12 protein-coding genes are annotated in these 15,915 nt (G+C 74.0%); 8 read left to right on the top strand and 4 right to left on the bottom strand.

Features of this window, described 5'->3' with window-relative positions:
* Nucleotides 1-13 precede the first annotated feature (13 nt).
* Together AB0M43_RS18065 and AB0M43_RS18070 are read left to right on the top strand one after the other, a co-directional pair.
* On the top strand, nucleotides 14-853 hold the full coding sequence (locus AB0M43_RS18065) for an SDR family NAD(P)-dependent oxidoreductase (protein WP_363725980.1): 840 nt from the start codon (nucleotides 14-16) through the stop codon (nucleotides 851-853).
* A gap of 22 nt (nucleotides 854-875) precedes the next feature.
* On the top strand, nucleotides 876-1,133 hold the full coding sequence (locus AB0M43_RS18070) for a PLD nuclease N-terminal domain-containing protein (protein WP_363725981.1): 258 nt from the start codon (nucleotides 876-878) through the stop codon (nucleotides 1,131-1,133).
* Between the two features lie 63 nt (nucleotides 1,134-1,196).
* Here the strand turns inward: AB0M43_RS18070 and AB0M43_RS18075 are convergent, their stop codons facing one another.
* Nucleotides 1,197-2,306 carry a hypothetical protein gene (locus AB0M43_RS18075; RefSeq protein ID WP_363725983.1) on the bottom strand — a complete coding sequence of 370 codons (1,110 nt, stop codon included), beginning with the start codon at nucleotides 2,304-2,306 and terminating at the stop codon, nucleotides 1,197-1,199.
* Nucleotides 2,307-2,330: 24 nt separating this feature from the next.
* A complete protein-coding gene (locus tag AB0M43_RS18080; RefSeq protein ID WP_363725985.1) occupies nucleotides 2,331-3,269 on the bottom strand; it encodes a S41 family peptidase in 939 nt (312 codons plus the stop codon).
* Between the two features lie 89 nt (nucleotides 3,270-3,358).
* On the opposite strand from AB0M43_RS18080, the gene AB0M43_RS18085 reads away from it, so the two are divergent.
* Both AB0M43_RS18085 and AB0M43_RS18090 read left to right on the top strand, forming a co-directional pair.
* Nucleotides 3,359-4,318, top strand: coding sequence for an ATP-binding cassette domain-containing protein (locus AB0M43_RS18085; RefSeq protein WP_363725987.1), 960 nt, complete (start codon nucleotides 3,359-3,361; stop codon nucleotides 4,316-4,318).
* Nucleotides 4,315-5,106, top strand: a complete 792-nt coding sequence (locus tag AB0M43_RS18090) for an ABC transporter permease (protein WP_363725989.1) — start codon at nucleotides 4,315-4,317, stop codon at nucleotides 5,104-5,106. The genes AB0M43_RS18085 and AB0M43_RS18090 overlap by 4 nt, the downstream gene beginning before the upstream one ends.
* Here AB0M43_RS18090 and AB0M43_RS18095 read toward each other — a convergent pair.
* On the bottom strand, nucleotides 5,090-8,230 hold the full coding sequence (locus AB0M43_RS18095) for a BTAD domain-containing putative transcriptional regulator (RefSeq protein ID WP_363725991.1): 3,141 nt from the start codon (nucleotides 8,228-8,230) through the stop codon (nucleotides 5,090-5,092). The genes AB0M43_RS18090 and AB0M43_RS18095 overlap by 17 nt on opposite strands.
* Nucleotides 8,231-8,292: 62 nt before the next feature.
* Between AB0M43_RS18095 and AB0M43_RS18100 the strand changes: the two genes are divergently transcribed.
* The 4 genes from AB0M43_RS18100 (at nucleotide 8,293) to AB0M43_RS18115 (ending at nucleotide 13,874) form a co-directional block, all read left to right on the top strand.
* On the top strand, nucleotides 8,293-9,864 hold the full coding sequence (locus AB0M43_RS18100) for a BCCT family transporter (RefSeq protein ID WP_363725993.1): 1,572 nt from the start codon (nucleotides 8,293-8,295) through the stop codon (nucleotides 9,862-9,864).
* A gap of 22 nt (nucleotides 9,865-9,886) precedes the next feature.
* Nucleotides 9,887-12,823 carry a BTAD domain-containing putative transcriptional regulator gene (locus AB0M43_RS18105; protein WP_363725995.1) on the top strand — a complete coding sequence of 979 codons (2,937 nt, stop codon included), beginning with the start codon at nucleotides 9,887-9,889 and terminating at the stop codon, nucleotides 12,821-12,823.
* The gene (locus AB0M43_RS18110) at nucleotides 12,817-12,939 is read left to right on the top strand and encodes a hypothetical protein (RefSeq protein ID WP_363725997.1); all 123 of its coding nucleotides are present in this window, start codon (nucleotides 12,817-12,819) and stop codon (nucleotides 12,937-12,939) included. Before AB0M43_RS18105 ends, AB0M43_RS18110 begins: the two co-directional genes overlap by 7 nt.
* A gap of 92 nt (nucleotides 12,940-13,031) precedes the next feature.
* Nucleotides 13,032-13,874 (top strand): TatD family hydrolase, encoded by an 843-nt coding sequence (locus AB0M43_RS18115; protein WP_363725999.1) that lies wholly within the window; start codon nucleotides 13,032-13,034, stop codon nucleotides 13,872-13,874.
* Between the two features lie 88 nt (nucleotides 13,875-13,962).
* On the opposite strand, the gene AB0M43_RS18120 is transcribed toward AB0M43_RS18115, so the two are convergent.
* Nucleotides 13,963-15,867, bottom strand: coding sequence for a beta-propeller domain-containing protein (locus tag AB0M43_RS18120; protein ID WP_363726001.1), 1,905 nt, complete (start codon nucleotides 15,865-15,867; stop codon nucleotides 13,963-13,965).
* Nucleotides 15,868-15,915: the final 48 nt, after the last annotated feature.

Here is a 15,915-nt window from a genome sequence, read left to right on the forward strand (position 1 = left end):
ACTACTTGTGCCCATGACCGAGAAACCCGCTGTCCTCATCACCGGCTGTTCCACCGGCATCGGCCGGGCCACCGCCGAGCGCCTGACCGCGTCCGGGGACTGGACCGTCTACGCGACCGCCCGCGACCCCGAGACCCTGCGCGACCTGGCGGCGGCGGGGGCCCGGGTGCGCCGGCTGGACACCTGCGACGAGGAGTCGATGCGCGCCGTGGTCGACGAGGCCGGCGACGCGCTGTTCGGGCTGGTCAACAACGCGGGCTACGGAGAGTACGGGGTGGTGGAGGAGCTGCCGGTCGAGTCGCTGCGCCGGGGCTTCGAGACCAATGTGGTGGGCACCGTGCGGCTCTGCCAGCTCGCGCTGCCCCGGATGCGGGCGGCCGGCGCGGGGCGGATCGTGATCGTCGGCTCGACCGGCGGGCTGTTCACGTTCCCGGCGGCGGCCGGCTACCACCTGACGAAGTACGCGCTGGAGTCCCTCGCCGACGCGCTGCGCTACGAGGTCGGCCCGTTCGGCGTCGGGGTGACCCTGATCCAGCCGGGGCTGGTGCGCACCGAGTTCGGGGCCACCGCGCTGCGGACCCTGGCGGCGAACGGCGCGGCCGGCGGCCCGTACTCGGAGGTGAAGTCCCAGGTGGACGCCATGTACCGGCGGGCCTTCTCCGATCCGGCCGCCGGGGTCGGCCCCGAGGCGGTCGCCGAGTCGATCGAGCGGGCGCTGACCGGGGAGCGCGCGCCGAGCCGGGAGCTGGTGGCCGCCGAGGGCCCGTACTTCGTGGACCTGCGCCGCGACCTCGGCGACGAGGGCTTCGACGGGGCAGTCCGGACAATGCTCGCGAACCCGCCCCAAGGGTGATCACTGTCGGTTAGCGTGAGGCATGGACCTTCTCGCGTACCTGAGTGACGACGACGACAAGAACTGGGTCTGGGGCCTGATCACCGGCACCTGCGGGCTGATCTGCTCGATCGGCAGCCTGATCCTGTTCATCGCGGCGCTGATCAGCATCATCAGCGCCGACCGGCTGACGACCGCCGCCAAGATCCTCTGGGCGGTCGTGGCGTTCGCGTTCCCGTTCATCGGGAGCCTGGCCTGGTTCTTCTGGGGCAAGAAGAACCAGGACAAGTTCAGCTTCTAGGGGTACCGGCCGGGGCCGGCGTCCCGGAGCACACCCGACAGGCCCGGCCGCTCCGGCCGGGCCTCAGCCCTGCGCCGGGGCCGACGGGGCGCCGACCCGCCCGGGCACCTCTCGGACCTCGACCGGCCCGGGCACGCCCCCGACCGGCCCCGGGAGCGCGGCGGGTACCGGGCGGGCCGCGAGGCCGCCGATCAGCGCGCCGACCGCCGCCGACATCACGACCGTGCCCGACCACAGCTCCACCGGCCAGCGCACGCCCGCGACCAGGTCCAGGGCCAGCAGGTGCGCCGACCAGACCACGGCCGCGAACACCGCCCCGGCGACGGGCAGCCGCAGCGGGGCGTCGAGTCCGCGCGTCCGGTCCAGGTACCCCAGCAGGAGGTCGACCGCGATCGCGCCGCCGACGGCCGCCACGGCCGCGACGGTCTGGGTCCGGGGCAGGTCCAGGAGGCCGACGGCGAAGGCGGCCACGACCGCCACCAGCGCGGTCGCCGCACCCGGCACGGCGGCCCGGCGGCGCAGCACCAGGGTCAGCGGCAGCACGAGCAGCGCCGTGGTCACCAGGTAGGCCGTCAGGGCCATCGACGCCGCCAGGTAGCCGGGGGTGCCCTGGGCGCCCGCGTAGGGCACGGTGGGCTGGACCGTCTGGAACGCCGACGCGTAGATCAGGAACACCGCCGTGCTCGTCGTGCCCAGGACGAGGGCGCCGACCCCGGCGGCGGTGCGCAGCGTCCCGGTCGAGCCGGCCGCCCACCAGGACCGCAGCGGGCTGGTCAGCAGCAGGCCGGCGCCGATCGCCAGGCCGACGTGCGTGGGGCTGAACAGGGCGTCGAGGTCGGTCTCGATCCCGAAGACGGAGTGCCAGACCAGGTCCAGGTTGCCGGCGAAGAAGAAGATCACCGCGCCGACGAGGCCGGTCCGGTAGCCGGCGGGCCAGGCGTCGCGCCACCACAGCCGGTGGGCGGCGCGGCGGCGGTAGGCGAGGAAGACGGTCCACAGGCCGGTGGCGATGAATCCCGAGTAGAGGATCGCGTGCCAGGGCGTGAAGATCGTCTCCAGGGTCCGGATGTTGTTGTGGGCCCAGCCGTCGGCGAGCGCGCCGCCGACGAGCCAGGCCCCGAAGAACGTGGTGAGCGCGTCCTCGCGGGGGGACGCCGGGCTAGCAATGGACATTCATCAATACTGGCAGTGCGTGCCTTATTTTTCCAGAGCGGACTGTGCCTCCTCCTGTACGAGCTGTGACGTCGAGGTGGCGGCGACGTGCTGGAGCGCCAGGGTGTACGCGTGCGCGAACGCCTCGTCGGCCGGCAGCGCGATGTCGGGGACGACGCCGACGCCCTCCCAGTTCGTACCCGTCACGGGGTTGACCGACCGGGCCACCGGCACCGTGATCTCCACCGTCTTGGACACCGGGAACTGGTCGGTCGGGTGCGCCCCGCCGCCCGTGGTCTCCCCGATCAGCGTCGCCCGCTTCAGGGCCTGGAGGTTGTACGCGAACTCCTCGCCACCGGAGAAGGTGGACTTGCTGGTCAGCAGGTAGACTGGCTTGTCGAGATAGCGCGCGCCCGGCACGTGCGCCAGGGTCCAGTAGTCGCGGGTGTGCTTGGTCTCCGCGTCGTAGATGCTGTTCAGGTGGGTCTCGGAGTCCTTGAACAGGTAGCTGTTCCACATCTGGACCCCGTCCGGGTCGCCGCCCCGGTTGACCGTCAGGTCGAAGATCAGCGCCTCGGTGTTGGCCACCAGCTCCATGGCCGCCGCGATGGCCGCGCCGCCGATCCCCGGGGAGGTGACGCCGCGCAGCTTGATGTAGCCGATGTTGCCGTCGAGCCGCTCGGTCCTGAGGATGCCGTAGTTGGTCAGGCGCTGGCGCTCGTTCCAGACCGCGTCGGCGTCCTCGTCGCTCTCGCCGGCCTCCTGGAGGTCCACCGCGCGGACCCGGACCCGGAGGTGCTTGTCGGCGCACACGGCGTAGATCTGCTCGGTGAGCCGCTCGCCGAGCTGCTCCTCGGTCAGGCCCTCGTACTCCCCCGCCGCGAGGCTCGCCTCGACGATGGCCGCCGCCTCCTCGGCCTTTTCCGGAAAAACGTATTTGTCGCGAAGGATCGCCAGCGCGTCCTCGATCAGGGTCTGTGACATGGCGAGGACGGTACCGGCGCGTCAGCGGGCTGTCAGCGGGTTTTCCCCGTGTCAGCGGACTGTCAGACCCTGGGTGCAGGGTATCGGGCATGACTTATGCGATTCAGGCCGAAGGGCTGGTCAAGAAGTACGGGGAGACCACCGCCCTGGACGGGGTGGACCTCTCGGTGCGCACCGGGACGGTCATGGGCCTCCTGGGGCCCAACGGGGCCGGCAAGACCACCACCGTGCGGGTGCTCGCGACCCTGCTGCGCCCTGACGCCGGCCACGCCACGGTCTGCGGGCACGACGTGATCACCCAGGCCCACCAGGTCCGGCAGCTGATCGGCCTGACCGGGCAGTACGCGTCCGTGGACGAGACCCTCACCGGCGTGGAGAACCTCGTGCTGATCGGCCGGCTGCTCGGCCTCAGCCGCGCCGACGCCAAGGCCCGGGCCGGCGCCCTGCTCGCCGACTTCCGGCTCGACGAGGCCGGCGGCCGGGCCGCGAAGACCTACTCGGGCGGGATGCGCCGCCGGCTCGACCTGGCCGCGAGCCTCGTCGGCCGGCCCCGGGTGCTGTACCTGGACGAGCCGACCACCGGGCTCGACCCGCGCAGCCGCAACGAGATGTGGGACATCATCCGGATGCTCGTCGCGGACGGCACGACGGTGCTGCTCACGACGCAGTACCTGGAGGAGGCCGACCTGCTCGCCGACGTCGTCGCCGTCGTCGACCACGGCCGGGTGATCGCCGAGGGCACGCCCGCGGACCTCAAGGCCCGCACCAGCGGCCAGACCCTCGAGGTGCGGCCCGCCGACCCGGGGCAGATCCCGCTCGTGCTGTCCCTGATGGACGGCGTGACCACCACCACCCCGCAGGTCGTCAGCGGCCTGGTCTCCGCGCCCGTCACCGACCCGGCCGCGATGCCCGTGGTCGTCCGCCGCCTGGAGGACGCCGGCGTCGTCGTCAGCGAGCTGGCGCTGCGCGGGTCCAGCCTCGACGAGGTCTTCCTGTCCCTGACCGGGCACCGCACCGACGACGCCACCCTGGAAAGGACCTCGGCATGACCACCCTGACGCTCACCCCCCGGGTCAGCCCGGCCGCCGGGTTCCGGCACACCCTCACGCTCGCCTGGCGCACCCTGGTGCAGATCAAGCACAACCCGGCCGAGCTGCTCGACTTCAGCATCCAGCCGATCATGTTCCTGCTGCTGTTCACGTACGTGTTCGGCAACGCGATCATGGGCAGTACCGGGGACTACCTGACCTTCGCCCTGCCCGGCATCATCGTGCAGAACGCGCTGTTCGCCACGATGAACACCGGCGTCGGGCTCAGCACCGACCTGCAGAAGGGCGTCTTCGACCGACTGCGGTCCCTGCCCATCGCCCGGACCGCGCCCCTGGCCGGGCGGATCCTCGCGGACGTCGTCAAGCAGTCCTGGGCCGTGGCCCTGCTGCTCGGCGGCGGCTGGGTGCTCGGCTTCCGGATCGGCACCGACCCGCTCAGCGTGCTCGGCGGCTTCCTGCTGCTGCTGGTGTTCGCGCTGGCCGTGTCCTGGGTCTCCGTGCTGATCGGCATGCTCGCGGCCAACCCCGAGAAGGTGCAGATCTTCGGGTTCACGGTGCTGTTCCCCATCACGTTCACCGGGAACGTGTTCGTGCCCACCGAGAAGATGCCCGGCTGGCTGCAGGCCTGGGCGAAGATCAACCCGGTGAGCGTCATCGCCGACGCGCTGCGCGGCCTGTGGGTCACCGGCGCCGAGGCGAAGCCGATCCTCCAGGCCCTGCTGTGGGCCGCCGGGTTCACGGCCGTGTTCGCCACCCTGGCGGTGCGGGCCTTCATGCGGAGGACATGACCTCCGCGAGTACCTCCTGGACGGTCGTGGCGCGGCCGCGTTGGTAGCACCCGGTGTACTCCTCGCCGAGGGCCGCCCACGCGGCCGTCGCCACGGCCACCGCGTCCGGCCCCACCGGGCCCCTGGCGCCCAGGCTGCTGTCGCACACCCCGAGCAGGACCGCGGCCCGGCCCGGGTCGCCGGAGGCCACCGCGAACTCCGCGAGGTACACCAGGACCGCCGCGGTGACCGGGGCGTCGCGGGCCGCCACGGCCGAGGCCAGCGCTTCGCGCAACCGGACCCCGGCCCCGGCCAGGTCGCCGTCCGCCGTGTCCAGGCTGCCCAGCAAACCGAAGATCAGGGCCCTGACCTGGCCGGACAGCGTGGGCGAACGGATCTGCTCCTCGGCGCGGGCGAGGGCGGCCCGGGCCTCGGCGGTCCGGCCCTCCCACTTGGCCAGCAGGCCGTGGGTCATGTGCACGGCGGCGTCGCCCTCGACCAGTCCGGCCCGCTCGGCCGCCCGCCGGGCCTCCGCCAGGACCTCCCACGCGCGCGCGTGCTCGCCGGCCAGCCACCACTGCTCGGCCTGGCGGGTCTGGAACTGCGGCAGGTCCTCGTACGCGCCGAGTTCGGCGGTCAGGGTCGCCGACTCCGCGTACGCGGTGGCCGCGCCCCGGTGGTCCCCGGTCCGGGTGCGGTGCTCGGCCACGGCCGACAGGGCGAGCGAGATGCCCCACCGGTCCCCGAGCCGCCGGAACACGGCCAGCGACGCCAGGCTGTCGGCCTCGGCGGTCTCGGCCTCCAGCCCCACGTTGAACGCGACGAACGCGTGCGCCACCCGGGCCGCCGCCCCCAGCCACGGGTCCGGGTCGTCGTACACCTCGCGCAGCTCCGCCAGGCCGGAGCCGTCCTCCATGTCCCGGAACAGGGAACGGATCGCGACGACGATCCGCAGCATGGGGTGCGCGGACAGCAGCGTGTCGTCGGCGACCACCATGTCGGCCGCGATGTCCAGCCAGCTCAGCGCCAGCTCGGCGTCGTGGCGGCCCTCCGCGATGTTCAGCGCGCCCAGGACGTGGGCGAGCGCGCGGGACGCCGGGGGGCTCCCGCCCGGCAGGGCCACCGCGTCGATGGCCAGGGCCGCGCCCTCGACGCGGTGGCCGCGCAGGCCCCAGTACCAGCCGAGGGCGGCGGCCAGCCGGACCGCGATGTCCGCGTCGCCGGCCCCGATCGCCCAGCGCAGCGCGCCGTGCAGGTTGTCGTGCTCCTCGGACAGCCGGGCCAGCCACGGCACCTGCTCGGCGCCCCGGGTCCGGGACTCGGCCTGCTCGGCGAGGGCCAGGAAGTACGTTGCGTGCGCCCGGCGGACCCGGTCGGTCTCCCCGTGGTCGGCGAGCCGGTCCAGGCCGTACTCGCGGATGGTCTCCAGCATCCGGTACCGGTCGCCGGCCGACACCAGGATCGACTTGTCGACCAGCGCCGCGACCAGGTCGTCCGCCCCCGGCCCGCCGCACATCTCCTCGACGGCCTCCAGGGTCGCCCCGCCGGAGAACACGGCCATCGCCCGCCACAGGGCGCGCTCGTCCGCGCTGAGGAGTTCCCAGCTCCAGTCGACGACGGCCCGCAGGGTCTGGTGCCGGGGCAGCGCGGTCCGGCTGCCGGCCGTGAGCAGCCGGAACCGGTCCCCGAGCCGGCTGGCGACCTGGTCGACACCCATCGAGCGCAGCCGGGCGGCGGCCAGTTCGATGGCCAGCGGCATGCCGTCGAGCGCCCGGCAGATCCGGACCACGGCCCCGGCGGTGCGGGCGTCCATGACGAAGTCGGGGCGGGCGGCGGTGGCCCGGTCGACGAAGAGCCGGACGGCGGCGTACCGGGTCGGGTCCCCGTCGGCGTCGGGCGGCAGGTCGAGGGACTCCACCGGCCACAGTGTCTCGCCGGTGATGCCCAGCGGTTCGCGGCTGGTGGCCAGCACCCGCAGCGCCGGGCACTCGCCGAGGAGCCGGTCGGTGACGGCGGCGACGGCACCGATCACGTGCTCGCAGTTGTCGAGGACCAGGAGCACGTCCTTGCCGGCGAGGCCCTCGACCAGCCGGCCGACGAGGTCCGCCGGCTCCGGGGCGGAGCGTCGGCGCTGGTAGAGGGCCTGTTCGCGCAGGCCCAGGGCCGCCAGGATCGTCTGGGGCACCTCCGCCTCGTCGGTGACCGGGGCCAGCTCGACCATCCACACCGCCCCGGGGGTCCGGTCCAGGTGCCGGCGGGCCGCCTCGCCGGCCAGCCGGGTCTTGCCCGCCCCGCCCGGACCGGTCAGGGTGACGAGCCGGGCGTCGGCCAGCAGACCGCCGACCCGGTCGAGGTCGGCGTCGCGGCCGACGAAGCTGGTCAGGCCGGTCCGGAGGTTGGTGGGCCGGGGGGCGGCGGGCCCGGGGGCGGCCGGTTCGGCGCGCAGGACGTCCAGGTGCGCCGCCGCGAGGGCCGGTGACGGGTCCGCGCCCAGCCGGTCGGCGAGCTCGGCGCGGGTCCGTTCGAACGCGGTGAGCGCCGCCCCGGGCCGGCCGAGGGCGGCGAGCACCCGGATCAGGGCGACGGCGAGGGACTCGCGCACCGGGTACTCCGCGACCAGGCCCTCCAGTTCCGCGACCGTCCCGGGCCCGACCCCGACGCGCAGCTCGGCGGCGACCCGGTCCTCGACGGCGGAGAGGCGCAGTTCGGTGAGCCGGGCGACCGGGGCGCGGGCGAACTCGGCGTCGGCCACGTCGGCCAGCGCCGGCCCGCGCCACAGTCCGAGGGCCTCGCGCAGGGTGGCCAGCGCCCCGGCCGGATCGTCGGGCAGCGCGGCCCTGCCGGCGGCGGCGAGCTGCTCGAACCGGCGGGCGTCGACGGACTCGGGGTCGATCCGGAGCCGGTAGCCGGCCGGGTGCGAGCGGAGGTCCAGGGTGGGCACCGCGCGGCGGAGCCGGGAGACGAGGGCCTGCAGGGCGTTGGTCACCTCGGCGGGTGGCGCGCCGCCCCAGAGCGCGTCGGCGAGCCGCCCGGTGGTGACGATCCGGTCCGGTTCGAGGGCGAGCAGGACGAGCAGGGTGCGCAGCCTCGCGCCGCGGACCGTCCCACCCTCGACTTCGAGGGGCCCCAGTATCGCGATGGTCACCTGGACGATTCTGCCCCGTCCGTTCCGGCCCGGGTGTTCAGCTCGGCCGGTACGGTGGCCACATGACGGAAAAGCCCGCTATTGACCGGATTGTCCTAGCGGTCGCGGTCGGCGTGGTCGGTGCCGTCGTCGCCTGGGGCGCGCTCGACGCCGACTCGCTGTTCGCGGCCTCCAACTCCGGGCTGGACTGGGTGATCGGCACCTTCGGCTGGTTGTTCGTCGTGGCCGCCGACGCGTTCCTGGTCCTCGCGGTGCTGCTCGCCGTCAGCCGGTACGGCCGGATCCCGCTCGGCCGCGACGACGACGAGCCGGAGTTCCGCACCGTCGCGTGGATCGCCATGATGTTCAGCGCCGGCATGGGCATCGGCCTGATGTTCTTCGCCGTGTCCGAGCCGCTCAGCCACTTCGCGGCCCCGCCCCCGGCCAGCGGGGCCGCCCCGCTCACCGGGCCGGCGGCCGACGCGGCGATGCGCTACACCCTGTTCCACTGGACGCTGCACCCGTGGGCGATCTACGCGGTCGCCGGGCTCGCGATGGCGTACGCCACGTTCCGCAAGGGCCGGGGCAACCGGGTCAGTGCCGCGTTCGTACCCCTCCTGGGAAAGCGGGCCGACGGCGCCGCCGGCCGGGTGATCGACCTGATCGCCATCTTCGCGACCGTGTTCGGTTCCGCCACCAGCCTGGGCCTCGGCGCGCTCCAGGTCGGCGCCGGACTGAACATCGTCACCGGGGTCGCCGACACCAAGACCCTGCACCTGATCATCATCGGCTCGCTGACCGCCGCGTTCGTGGTGTCGGCGTTCTCCGGCATCCACCGGGGCGTGAAGTGGATGTCCACCGCCAACGTGGCGCTCGCCGTGCTGCTCGCGCTGTTCGTGTTCGTCGTCGGCCCCACCGTGTACATCCTCGACGTGCTGCCCGCCGCCGTGGGCAGCTACCTGACCGACCTGGTCCGGATGTCCACCCGGACCGGAGCGTTCTCCGACCCGGCGTGGCTGTCCGACTGGACCATCTTCTACTGGGCCTGGTGGATCTCCTGGGCCCCGTTCGTCGGCACGTTCATCGCCCGGATCTCCCGGGGCCGCACCATCCGGCAGTTCCTCGTCGGGGTGCTGCTCGTGCCCAGCGGGGCCAGCGCCGTCTGGTTCTCCATCATGGGCGGCAGCGCCCTGAAGCTGCAGGCCGACGGGGAGGCCGACCTGATCGCGGCCTCGAAGGGCGGGGCCGAGCAGGCACTGTTCGCCCTGCTGGACGCGCTGCCCGGCGCCACGGTCACCTCGGTGATCGCGATCGTCCTCGTCGGGCTGTACTTCGTCACCGGCGCCGACTCCGCCTCCCTCGTCCTGGGCTCCCTGAGCAGCCGGGGCGCCCTCAAGCCGCCCAACAGCCTCGTCGTGCTGTGGGGCGTGCTGATCGGGGCCGTGGCCGCCGTCCTGCTGGTCGCCGGCGGCCTGGAGGCCCTCAAACAGGCCACCATCCTCGTGGCCGGCCCGTTCGTGCTCGTCCTGCTCGCGCTCAGCGTCGCCCTGGTCCGCGAACTGCGCGACGACCCGATGGCCGCGCACGGCGCCCGGCGCACGAAGCCGCACGGGATGGGCGACGCGGTCCGGGCCACCGTCGGCGAGGACGTCTGACCCGCCGAGCTACCCTCTCGCCATGGAGTTCCGGGTACTCGGCGGCGTGCGGGCCCAGGTCGACGGCGCCCCGGTCGACCTCGGCCGCCGCCGCGAACGGTGCCTCCTCGGCGTGCTGTTGTTGCAGGTCAACACGCCGGTCTCCATCGAGAGCCTGGTCGAACTGCTCGGCGAGGAGCTGACCAGGAACCAGGTGCACGTGCACGTCTCCCGGCTCCGCAAGGCCCTGGCCGGCACCAGCGCGACGCTGCGGTCCGAACGCGGCGGGTACACGCTGCTGGCCGACCCCGACCGGATCGACGTGCACCGGTTCCGGGCCCTGGTGGCCGCCGCCCGCGAGTCCGACCGGCCGCTCGCGCCGCTCCGGGAGGCCTTCGCGCTGTGGCGGGGCCCCGCGCTCGGCGCCGACACGACCGACGCGGTCCGGCAGCGGTTCGCCGGCGGCCTCGACGAGCTGTTCCTCGCCGCCACCGGGCTCCGGCTGACCGCCGAACTCGCCGCCGGGGAGTACGCGGCGGTGCTGCCCGAACTGGCCGCGCTGACCGCCGCCCACCCGCTCCGGGAGACGTTCGCCGCGCTGCGGGTCACCGCCCTGCACCGGACCGGCCGGCGCGCCGACGCCCTCGCGGCGTACGACACGGCCCGGGAACGGCTCGCCGAGGCGACCGGCCTGGACCCCGGCCCCGAACTGGCCGCCGCCCACCAGCGGGTGCTGCACGAGGTCGCCCCGGTGCGCGCCCCCGCCCAGCTGCCCCCCGACCTGGCCGACTTCACCGGCCGGGAGCACGAGCTCGACCGGCTCGACGCCCTGCTGCCCACCGGCGGCGGCACGGTCGTGATCAGCACCGTCACCGGGACCGGCGGGATCGGGAAGACCACCCTCGCCGTGCACTGGGCGCACCGGATCCGCGACCGGTTCCCCGACGGTCAACTGCACCTCAACCTGCACGGGTACTCCACCAGCGCCCCCGTGCCGCCCACGGAGGCCCTGGCCCGGCTGCTGCGCGCCCTCGGGGTGCCGTCCGAGCGGATCCCGCCGCACCTGGAGGAGGCCGCCGGCATGTACCGCAGCCTGCTCGCCGACCGCCGGGTGCTCATCCTGCTCGACAACGCCCACCACCCCGACCAGGTCCGGCCGCTGCTGCCGTCCAGTCCGCACTGCATGGTGCTGGTGACCAGCCGGGACGCGCTCACCGGGCTCGTCGTCCGGGACGGCGCCGTCGTGCTGGAACTGCCGGTGCTCAGCGCGGACGAGGCGACGGAGTTCCTCCGGTCCGTCCTGGGCCCCGACACGGTCGCCGCCGAGCCGGAGGCCACCGCCGAGCTGATCGCGCTCTGCGGCCGGCTCCCGCTGGCCCTGCGGATCACGGCCGCACACCTGCTCGACCGGCCCGGGATCGCCGCCCACGTGGCCCGGATGCGCGGCGGGGACCTGCTCGGCGCGCTGGAGGTCGACGACGACCCGCAGGCCTCGGTGCGCACCGCGTTCGACCTGTCCTACGCGGCGCTGGCCCCCGAGGCCGCCCGGCTGTTCCGGTTCCTCGGCCTGGTGCCCGGCGCCGACCTGACCGCCGGGGCGGCGCGCGCCCTCGCCGGGGCGGACCCGGACCGGCTGCTGCGCCAGCTCACCGCCGCGCACCTGGTCGGGGAGTCCGGGGGCCGGTACGCGCTGCACGACCTGCTGCGCCGGTACGCCGAGGAGCGGGTCGCCGACGATCCCGAACGGCATGAGGCCGCGGCGCGGCTGCACGACTGGTACCTGTACACGACGGACGCCGCGGCGTTCCTCTACGGCACCGCCAGCCGGCTCCCGCTCCCCCCGCGCCCGGACTCGGTGCGCCCCGACGAGGGCACGCTGAGCTGGCTGGAATCGGAGCGGGCCAACCTGGTGGCCCTCATCCGACACGCCGCCGCGCACGGGCCGCACCAGCTGGCCTGGCAGCTCGCCGACGCGCTGCGGGGCTACTTCTACCAGCGGCGGTACCCGGTGGACTGGCTCGCCGCCTCCGACGCGGCGACGGCGGCGGCCGAGGCGAGCGGCGACGAGCGGGCCCGCGCCTCCGCGTACCTCGGCAGGGGGACCCTGCACCTCGTCACGAACGACGCCGGACAGGCGGCCGCGTACTACGCGCGGGCCCTCGAGCTGGCCGACAGCGCGGGTTGGACGGTCGGGGCGGCGGCGGCGACGAACAACCTGGGCGACCTGCTGCTCCGCCAGGGCCGCTACCGCGAGGCACACACCCACCTGGAGCGGGCGGTGGCAACGCTGGACGTCTCCGGCCGGCACCTGTTCGCCGCGATCCTGCTGAGCAACCTGGCCGACGCGTGCCGGTGGCTGGGCCGGACCGCCGAGGCGGAGTCCCACCTGGAGCGGGCGGTGGACCACCACGACCAGGCGGGTTCCGTCGACGGCAGCGGGCACACCCTGACCGTCCTCGGGCGGCTGCTCACCGACACCGGCGACCCCGCCGGAGCGCTGGTCCAGCTGGAGCAGGCGCTGGTGTACATCGGCATCCACGCCAGCCGGGAGTTCGAGGTCGAGGCGCTGAACGCCTCGGCCGAGGCGCACCACGCCGAGGGGCGGGCGGGGGAGGCCACCGGGCTCTACCGTCGGTCCATCGAACTCGCGCGGGACATCGACTACGTCCAGGGCGAGGCGGACGGGCTGCTCGGGTTGTCCGCCCTGGCCGGGTCGCCCGCCGAGGCGCTGGCCGCCGCGGGCCGGGCCCTGGATCTCGCCGTCCGGATCGACCACGTGGCGCTGCGGGGCCGGGCCCTGACCGCGATGGCGGAGGCGCACCTCGCTGCCGGGGACACCGGCCCGGCCCTCGACGCGGTCGGGCGGGGGCTCGCGTCGCACGAGGAGAGCGGGTACCACGCGGGTCTGGTCCGGTCCCGGCAGCTCCTGGACGTGATCCGCGCGGCGGCGCCGAATCCGGCTACGATGCCCGGATGCTAGCCAGCCTGCTCGCGGACCGCGCCTGGGAGGACATCCCGGCGGTCAAGCTCGTCGGACTCGCCCTCGGCGCCGTCATCATGGTCCTCGCCATCCGCAGCGTCTTCGGGAAGAAATAACACCTTTCGCGGGGTACTGGTGATCGCGCGGTCACGTGTCGTCACCCCGACTCAACCGGGCGTGTCGGATGCTCGACTTTCTAGCCTGAGTGATGCGCATCTTCGACCCGCACCTGCACGCCTCGGCGCGCACCACGGACGACTACGAGGACCTGCACGCGGCCGGCGTGCGCGCCGTGCTGGAGCCGGCGTCCTGGGCCGGGCAGCCCCGCACCTCGGCCGGTTCCCAGGTGGACTACTTCGAGACGCTGCTGGGCTGGGAGCCGTTCCGGGCGGCGCAGTACGGGATCGCGCACCACTGCGCGCTGGGGCTCAACCCGCGCGAGGCCAACGAGCCGGGCTGCGCGGAGATCCTGGACGAGCTGCCCCGGTTCCTGGCCCGGGACCGGGTGCTCGCGGTCGGCGAGGTCGGGTACGACGCGATGACCCCGGCCGAGGACGTGGCGTTCGCCCGGCAGGTGGAGCTGGCCGCCGGGTACGGGCTGCCGGTGCTCGTGCACACCCCGCACCGGGACAAGGCGCTCGGCGTGCGGCGGAGCATCGACCTGGTCCGGGAGTCGGGGATCGATCCGGAGCTGGTCGTGTTCGACCAGCTGGACGAGGAGACCGCTCCGCTGGCGGCCGACGCCGGGTTCTGGCTCGGCTTCACGGTGTACCCGGAGGCGAAGCTGAGCCCGGAACGCCTGGTGGGCTTCGTGCAGGAGTACGGGCCGGAGCGGGTGCTGGTGAACTCGGCGGCCGACTGGGGGCGGACGGATCCGCTGCTCACCCGGGTGGCGGCGGAGGCGATGCTGGCGGCCGGGTTCGGGGCGGAGCGGGTCGAGGGGGTGCTGTGGGACAACCCGGTGCGGTGCTACGGGCGGTCGGGCAGGTTGCGGCTGGAGGTGGGGCCGGTGGCCGACCACCACGGGGGGAACTCGATCCGGCGGGGGTGACCAGGGAGGTGTCGCCGTCCCCCTCGTGACGGCGACACCCGCCCGGACGCGGTGCGGGGGTGGGGCGTGCGGAGCGCGCCCCACCCGGTCACGCGAAGGGGACCCAGGCCTGGGGGGCCAGCGAGTTCAGGTCACTGGCCTTCAGGCCCGCCTCGGAGACCACCCAGAGCGTGTCGCCGATGACCAGCGAGCGGCGGATCTGCCCGGCGTCCAGGAGGACCCGGCCCGCCTCGGTCACCGAGGACCCGTCGATCTTCAGCGCCAGGGCGGTGCCGCGGACACCGGTGCCGGTCCGGTCGTAGACGGGGACGACGAGCAGCCCGGTCTTCGGCCAGTACAGGAACGCGTGCGGGTCGAACTCCGCCTCCGAGTGCGCGCCGGCCAGCACGTACTGCGCCAGCCGTCCGGGCTTCGCCGGATCGCGCACGTCGAACAGCGACACCTGGGTGCCCTTGACCCGGCCCTGGTCGCTGGCGTCCTGGCCGACCCCGATCAGGCGGCCGTCGCCGGCGGGGTGCAGGTACGCCGAGTACCCGTTGATCTTCAGTTCGCCCGTGACCTTCGGCGCGGCCGGGGTGCGCAGGTCGAGCACGTACAGCGGGTCGACCTGGCGGAACGTCACCACGTACCCGGTGGTCCCGACGAACCGGACCGCGTAGATCCGTTCGCCTTTGCCGAGCCCGTCGACCCGGCCCACCTCGGTGAGCGCGTCGCCCTTGCGCTGCAGCACGTACACGCCGCTGTGCGAGGTGTCGCGGGACGCGCTGCCGCCCCAGATCCGCTGGTCGGTGGTGGTGGCCACCCGCAGCCGGCCGTCGTGTTCGGACAGCGAGTACTGGTTGAGCAGCCAGCCGGGCACCTCGCCCGAGGCCACGTACACCGGCCGGCCGGGCTTGGAGGTGTCGAACTGGAAGATCTGGGTCCGGTCCTTCGGCGGTTGCCGGATCCCGTCCCGGCCGGACCAGAACCACACCCGCCACCGGTCGTCGTTGGCGATGTACAGGCTGGAACCGGTGCCGTAGACGGTTTCGCCGTCCGCGACGATCGTGGTGGGGTCGCCGGAGCCGAGGGCGCGGGCCGCCAGGTCGATGGTGTACACGCTGAGCATGCTGGCCCCGGAGTACACCTCGGGCCGGCTGACCTGGGCGCAGTCCACCCGTCCGGTGCTGGTCGAGCCGCCGACCTCCAGCTGGTACCGGGGCAGCCACTCGTCCGGGCCCGCGCGGTCGATCACCTTGCGGTTGGCCGCGGTGCGTTCGTCGAGGCCCAGTTCGCGTTCGTCGTAGGGGAACTCCACCCGGGGCGCGGACTTGACGACGACCCGGACCGTGCTGCCGGTCTGCCGGGCGTCCAGATAGGACCCGTCGACGGAGAGCGTGCCGGTGACCTTCGGCGCGCCGGACAGGTCGACCATGGTGAGCCGGGAGCCGTAGCCCTGCTTGTCGGGCACCGACCGGGCCATGGGCTGGGCCCAGCCGCCGCCGTGCGAGAGGACCAGGACCCGGTCGCCGGACAGCAGGAGTTCGTCGGCGCCCTGGTCGTCGAGCTTCAGTTCGCCGGTGATCCGCTTGGTGGCCGCGTCGACCACGCGCAGGGTGCCGCCGGTGACGGTGATGATGCGCCTGCCGTCCGTCTTGACCAGGTCCGGCTCGTCAACGTCTTGTTCGTGCGTGTTCGTCCCGGAATAGTCCTCGCCCTTCTTGGAGGTCTCCGGGACGCCCCCCGCCGCCGCCGGGGCGTCCAGGGCCCGGCCGCCGGAGCCCTTGGCGTACATCATGCCGCCGCCGAACCCGTACGGGCCGACCGCGCTCTTGGCCGCCGCGCGCAGGCCGTCCATCGCGGCCTGGCACGAGTCGTACGCGACGAGGCGCATGCCGACCGTCGTCACCCCGGAGTCCTTGAAAACGGGGGCCTTGTCGTCCGGCGTGCACCCGGCCAGGGAGAGTCCCGTGGCGAGTACCAGGCCGATGCCGCCCCAACGCTTGCGTGTCATGGCGGTATGACGCCGGAAGTCGCGCGGGCGTTCCCTGGTTGCCGGGAA

This window comes from Longispora sp. NPDC051575 (genome assembly GCF_040681875.1).
In the GTDB taxonomy this organism is placed as follows: Bacteria; Actinomycetota; Actinomycetes; order Mycobacteriales; family Micromonosporaceae; genus Longispora.